Here is a 6,964-nt window from a genome sequence, read left to right as displayed (position 1 = left end):
TCAGGTTGGCGATCTGGTCGGTCGTCAGGGCGTTGACGGCGGCGGTGGTGAAGGCACGTACCGCAGCGGTGTTCAGGCCGGCCAGGTCGGTGGTTTCGATGGCCGAGGCCTGGTTGGTGTTGAGCACGCCGATCTGGGCGGTGCTCAGCGCGCCAATCTGGGCCGAGTTCAGGTTGGCGATCTGGTCGCTGGTCAGCGCGGCGGTATCGGCCGTGTTGAGGGCGCGGACTTCTGCCGTGGTCAGGGCCCCAATCTGTGCGGTGGTGATGGCGACTGTCTGCGCCGTGTTCAGCGCCGCGATCTGGGCGGTGTTCATGGCCGCCAGGTCGTTGGTCTCGATGGCGCCGATCTGGTTGGTGTTCAGCGCGGCGATCTGCGAGGTACCCAATGCATTGACCTGGGCGGTGTTCAGCGCGGCGATCTGGTCGGTCGTCAGCGCATTGATCGCTGCTGTGGTGAAGGCGCGGATGGCGGCACTGTTCAGGCCTGTCAGATCACCCGTTTCGATGGCAGCTGCCTGGCTGGAGTTCAGTACAGACACCTGCGTGGAGCTCAAGGCGGCAACCTGTGCCGAGCTGAGCGAGGCGATCTGCTCGGTTGTCAGTACAGCGACATCGGTTGTGGTGAGTGCGCGCACCTCGGCTGTCGTCATCGAGCCGACTTGCAGCGTGTTCAGTACCACAGCATGAGCGGTATTCAGAATGGCGACCTGTGCGGTCGTCATGGCGGCGATGTCCGTCGTCTCGATGGCCGCGACCTGGTTGGTCGTCATGGCGGCGATCTGCGCGGTGCTCAAGGCGGCGATTTGCGTGGAGGTCATCGCCACGATCTGATCGGTGGTCAGGGCGGCCACCGAGGCGGTGTTCAGCGCACGGACGGCTGCCGTGTTCAGCGCAACGATATCCGTCGTCTCGATGGCTTCAACCTGTTTGGTATTGAGTGCGCCAATCTGACCGGTGGTCAGTGCACCAATCTGGCTGGAGTTCAGTGCCACGATCTGGTCGGTGGTCAACGCCGCTGTGTCATTCGTGTTCAGCGCACGCAGGGCGGTCGTGGTGATGACACCGATCTGGTCGGTGGTCAGCGCTGCGGCCTGCGCAGTGTTAAAGGCGGCCAGCTGAGTCGAGCTGATGACGGCCGCATCGGTCGTCTCCAGCGCATTGATCTGTGCAGTGGTGAAGGCGGCGAACTGGGTGCTGCTCAGGACGGAAACCTGGTTCGAGTTCAAGGCCACGATCTGATCGGTGGTCAACGCTGCCGTATTGGCCGTGTTGAGCGCGCGCATGTCGGCGGTATTGAGCGCGCCGATCTGGGCGGTGCTCAGTGCAACGGTTTGAGCGGTGTTGAATACTGCTACCTGAGCCGTGCCCATGGCCGCTACATCGGAGGTTTCGATGGCGCCGATCTGGTTGGTGTTGAGTGCGGCGACCTGTGTGGTGCTCAGTGCATTGACCTGGGCTGTATTCAGGTTGGCGATCTGATCGGTGGTCAACGCGTTGATGGCAGCGGTGGTGAAGGCGCGCATGGCCGAGGTGTTCAGGCCGGCCAGGTCGCTGGTTTCGATGGCGGCGGCCTGCGAGGTGTTCAGCACGCCGATCTGGGCCGTGCTCAAGACGCCGATCTGGGCCGATGTCATGGCCGCGACCTGGTCGCTGGTTAACGCTGCGGTATCGCTTGTGTTGATGGCGCGCACGTCAGCGGTGTTGAGTGCGGCGATCTGTGCTGTGGTCAGTGCAGAAGCCTGGGCCGTGTTAAGGACAGCCACTTGAGCCGTGGTCAGTACCGCCAGATCCGACGTTTCGATGGCGCCGATCTGGTTGGTGTTGAGGCCGGCAATCTGGCTGGTGGTCAGCGCGGCCACTTGAGCGGACGTCATCGCCGCAATCTGGTCCGTGCTCATGGCTGCCACGGCAGCGGTGGTCATGGCTCTGATCGCTGCCGTGCTCATCACCAGCAGATCAGATGTCTCCAAGGCGGCGACCTGCGCCGTGTTGAGGGCCGCAACCTGGGTGCTGTTGAGTGCAGCGGCATGCGCCGTGTTCAGTGCGACAACCTGGTCCGTGGTCAGTACGGCAGACTGGGTGCTGGTGAGTGCACCCACCTGTGTGGAGTTCAAGGCTGCGATCTGGTCCGTCGTCAGATTGGCAACGCCAGCCGTGGTCAGGGCGCGCACCGAGGCCGTATTCAGGCCAGCCAGGTCCCCCGTCTCGATGGCGGCAACCTGTGCGGTGTTCAGCGCGCCCACTTGTGTGGTGGCCATGGCTGCAATCTGGCTGGAATCCAGCGCGGCGATCTGGTCAGTGGTGAGCGCAGAGATCGAGGTGCTGGCGATCGCGCGGATCTCGGCACTGTTGAAGGCGCCGATCTGGGCGGTCGTCAGGCTGGCCAGTTGGGCCGTATTGAGGGTGCTGATCTGTGCGGTATTGAGCGCCCGGATATCGGTGGTCTCCAGCGCTTGTACCTGGTTGGTGTTCAGCGCCTGGACCTGGTTGGTACTGAGTGCCGTGACCTGGGCGGTGCTCATGGCCGCCATCTGGTCGGTAGTCAGCGCCGCAACGGCGGCGGTGCTCAGGGCACGCACGCCGGCCGTGTTGATGGCCGAAATGTCCGTGGTTTCAATCGCGGCAACTTGCGCTGTGTTCAGCGTGGCGATGCTGGCCGTGTTGAGCACACCCAGGTGTGTCGACGTCAGCGCCACAACCTGATCGGTGGTCATGGCTGCGATTTGCGATGTACCCAGTGCTGCGATCTGTGTGGTGCTCAGCGTGGCAACCTGCAGGGTGTTCATCGCACCCACGGCAGACGAGGTCAGCGCGCGGATGTTGGCGGTATTGATGGCGCTGATGTCATTCGTCTCGATCGCGCTAATCTGCGTGGTGGTCAGCGCGCCAAACTGCGATGTGCCCAGCGAGGCGATCTGCGCAGAGTTCAAGGCGACGATCTGGTCTGTCGTCAGCGCGGCAATGGCCGCGGTACTCAGGGCGCGGGTGCTGGCGGTGGTCAGGCCGGCCAGGTCACTGGTTTCGATGGCGGCAACTTGCGCCGTGTTCAGTGCGGCGGCTTGGGCAGACCCCAGGGCGGCAACTTGAGCCGAGCTCAGGGCCACGATCTGGTTGGTGTCCAGCACGGCAACCTGGTTGGTACCCAGCGCGCCAACCTGAACGGTGGTCAGGGCGGCGGCTTGATCGGTGGTCAGGGCGGCGATGGCGGCCGTGCTCAACGACTTGATGCTGGCGGTATTGAAGGCGACCAGGTCAGTGGTTTCGACGGCGGCAATCTGCGCGGTGTTGAGCGCGCCAACCTGAGTGGTGGACAGTGCGCCGATCTGCGCGGAGTTCAGGGCCACGATCTGATCGGTCGTCAGCGCGGCAATGGCGGCAGTCGACAGCGACTTGATGGCGGTGGTGCTAAAGCCGGCCAGGTCACCGGTTTCGATGGCCACAACCTGGCTGGTGTTGAACGAGCCAATCTGGGCCGTATTGAGCGCACCAATCTGGGCCGAGGTCAGCGCGACGATGTCGTTCGTGTTCAGCACGGAGGACTGGCTGGTGCCCAGCGCGGCGATCTGTGTGGTGGTCAGCGCCGATACCTGGTCGGTGGTCATGGCAGCGATCGCGGCCGTGCTCATGGCGCGGATGTCTGCGGTGTTCAGACCGGCCAGGTCGCTGGTCTCGATGGCGGCGACCTGTGCCGTGTTGAGCCCGCCAACCTGGCTGGTGCTCATGGCGCCAATCTGTGCCGAGTTCAGTGCGACGACCTGGTCGGTCGTCAGGGCTGCGACGGCAGCGGTGTTCAGCGCACGGGCCTGTGAGGTGGTCAGAACTTGAACGTCGTCGGTACCCAGCGCGGCAACCTGTGCTGTGTTGAAGGCCCCGATCTGCACCGTGGTCATGGCGCGCAGGTCAGCGGTTTCAATCGCATTGGCCTGGTCGGTGGTCAGGGCGCCGATCTGGTTGGTGTTGAGCGCGGCCAGTTGCGCCGAGGTCATGGCAACGATCTGGTCCGTGGTCAGCGCACGCACGGCCGCGGTGTTGAACGCGGCGACAGCGGCCGTGCTCAGCGCAGCGAGGTCACCCGTTTCCATGTTGGCGATCTGGTTGGTGTTGAGCGCGGCGATCTGCGTGGTGCTCATGGCCACCAGTTGGGCACTGGTCAGTGCCACGATCTGATCGGTGGTCAGTCCGGCCACCGTGGTGCTGGTCAGCGCACGCACGTCTGCCGTGTTCATGGCTGCGATCTGGCTCGTGTTGAGCGCGGCAATCTGGTTGGTGTTGAGCGTGGCCACTTGGGCGGTGTTCATCACGGCCAGGTCGGCGGTCTCGATGGCGCCTATCTGATTGGTATTGAGTGCGCCAACCTGTGTGGTGCTCAGCGCGATCACCTGGGCGCTGCTCAGCCCGGCAATCTGCTCGGTCGTCAGGGCGGCAACGGCGGCCGTGTTGAGCGCACGAACGCTGGTCGTGCTCAAGGCGCTGATGGCGCTGGTGTCGATGGCGGCGACCTGTGCTGTGTTCAGGGTGCTGACCTGGTTGGTGTCGAGCGCAGAGATCTGCAGCGTGCTCATCGCCACCACTTGCTCTGTGGTCAGAGCGGCGACGTCGGCGGTGTTGAACGCACGGATGGCTGTCGAGCTCAGCGCCGACATCTGTTGCGTGGTCAGTGCCCGGATCTGGTTGGTGTTGAACGCCGCGATCTGGGTGGACAGCATGGCCGCCAGATCAGAGGTTTCAATGGCGCCAATCTGATTGGTGTTCAGTGCTGCGACCTGCGTGGTGGCCATGGTGGCCAACTGGCTGGAGGTGAGGGCGGCAATCTGTTGTGTGTCCAGTGCCGCGACGGCTGCGGTGTTGAGTGCGCGCATCTGAGCGCTGGTAAAGATCTGGAGATCGGTCGTCTCCAGGGCAGCCGTTTGCGCCGTGTTCATCACGCCTATCTGCGTGGTCGACAGCGCGCCGAATTGTGTCGAGGTGAAGGCTGCAATCTGGTCGGTCGTGAACACCGCCATGGATGCGGTGGAGACACCTTTGAGGTCAGCAGTTTCAATGGATTGGATCTGAGCCGTGGTCAAGGCCACGATCTGGGCTGTGGAGAACAAGGCCCAGTCTGCCGTGGTCAGGTTGGCAATCGTTTGCGTGGACAGCGTTGCAATCTGGGCCGTGGTCAGCAGAGGAATCAGAGAAGCCATTATTTAACCCCTTGTGGTCCTCCAGGCCCGGGCTTGCACTTCACGATGTGGCAATCACCCGATCCCCAGAGGAGAAAACTCGATCTGGTCAGAGGCTATGCGTGGGGCACTACCTCTGATGTGCAGATAAGCCGGGGTTCAATAAAGCGTTTTCGAACCGCGGGATTTTCCGCACGACATCGGGTTATCGGGAAGGGGGCTGAGGGCTTGAGGCCCAGGTGGCAACCTGGGGCACCCCAGGGTCTATACCGGGGGGGAAAACGCGTGAAACGTCACGACTTGCGGCCTGTTTTCAGGACTATTTAAGCGGTGCTGTTACAAATTTGGGCGCTCATCAGCGCGTCAAGGTAGCGGCGAAACGCTGCCTTGCAGTCCCAACCAATGTCGGGCGACATCGGCCAGATGTTGAGGGTCTCCACTGGAGAACAAGTGGATTTTCCCAGCGAATTTGTGATCAACGCCCCAGTTGCTCGGTGAGGCGTGACGGTGGGCGCAAAGCCGGGCCGTGTGTTGGGCAACAGCGCCCGATGTGTCCATGACGGTTACATCTGGCCCCAAGGCCTTCTGAAACAGCGGCGCTACAAAGGGATAGTGCGTGCAACCCAGCACCACGGTGTCCACGTGCGCTTCGCGCAACGGTTGTGCAAAGCGTTCAACCAGATCCTTGAGGGCAGGCGTATCGAGCCGGCCTGCTTCGATCTCCTTGGCCAGGCCCGGGCAGGCTTGCGGCACGATCATGGCACCTTGCCCGTGGCTTTCAATCAAACGTTTGTATTTCTCGCTGGCCAGTGTGCTGGGTGTGGCCAGCACGCCAATGCGTTTGTTGATGGATTGCGCCACGGCCGGCTTGACGCCAGGTTCCACGCCAATGATGGGAAGCCCAGGATGGGCTTGACGCAAGAGGTGAATGGCTGCCGCTGTGGCCGTGTTGCAGGCCACAACGATGGCATCGACGTGCCGTTTGACGAGGAAGTCGCAGATGGCCAGGCTGCGCGATACGATGAACTCGCCCTCGCGCTCGCCGTACGGCGCATGGCCCGAGTCCGCGACATAGGTCAGATCAGCCTGAGGCACGCGAGCATGAAGCGCACGCAACACGGACAAGCCCCCCAGACCAGAGTCAAATACCCCGATATGAGTGCCTGCCCCGTTGAACTGGGGGGCGTCGTGCTGGGTAGGGCCTGAGCCGGTGGCTGCTGCTTTTGTCACAAGACAAGAAAACGGGGCAAATGGGGTACGCGAACGGGGGGCGCGGGACAGAAGTCGCATATTGTCATGCGATTGAGCCTGCATTTGTGGTCCAATCTCCCAAGTTCGCGTTAGAATCGAACGATCGTGCTTTTTTAGGCGCGGCAAACTTTTTACTTAACTCTTCCTCATGACGCAGGAGAACATCGCATGAAGGTTCTGGTTCCGGTCAAGCGGGTTGTTGACTACAACGTGAAGGTTCGCGTGAAGTCCGACGGCTCTGGTGTCGACATCGCCAACGTCAAGATGTCCATGAACCCCTTCGACGAAATCGCCGTTGAAGAAGCCACCCGCCTGAAGGAAAAGGGCGTGGTTACCGAAATCATCGCCGTGTCCATCGGCGTGTCGCAATGCCAGGAAACCCTGCGCACGGCCATGGCCATTGGTGCAGACCGTGGCATCCTGGTTGAAACCGACGCTGACGTGCAGCCTCTGGCCGTGGCCAAGGTGCTCAAGGCGCTGGTCGACAAGGAAAAGCCTGATCTGATCATCCTGGGCAAGCAAGCCATCGATGACGACAGCAACCAGACC

2 protein-coding genes and 1 pseudogene are annotated in these 6,964 nt (G+C 62.3%); 1 reads left to right on the top strand and 2 read right to left on the bottom strand.

Annotation, left to right across the window (positions count from 1 at the left end):
- Both HY836_RS17530 and murI read right to left on the bottom strand, forming a co-directional pair.
- Nucleotides 1-5,185: heme utilization protein (locus HY836_RS17530; protein ID WP_290678798.1), on the bottom strand; the 5,185-nt coding region annotated here is incomplete at its 3' end.
- Between the two features lie 342 nt (nucleotides 5,186-5,527).
- The gene (gene murI / locus HY836_RS17525) at nucleotides 5,528-6,319 is read right to left on the bottom strand and encodes a glutamate racemase (protein WP_290678801.1); all 792 of its coding nucleotides are present in this window, start codon (nucleotides 6,317-6,319) and stop codon (nucleotides 5,528-5,530) included.
- Between the two features lie 264 nt (nucleotides 6,320-6,583).
- On the opposite strand from murI, the pseudogene HY836_RS17520 reads away from it, so the two are divergent.
- A pseudogene (locus HY836_RS17520) lies at nucleotides 6,584-6,964 on the top strand (electron transfer flavoprotein subunit beta/FixA family protein); the annotation flags it as partial.

The organism is Aquabacterium sp. (genome assembly GCF_016234775.1).
GTDB lineage: Bacteria > Pseudomonadota > Gammaproteobacteria > Burkholderiales > Burkholderiaceae_C > Aquabacterium.
The sequence above is the reverse complement of the archived record's forward strand: the minus strand, read 5'-3'. Positions and strand labels throughout refer to the sequence as shown.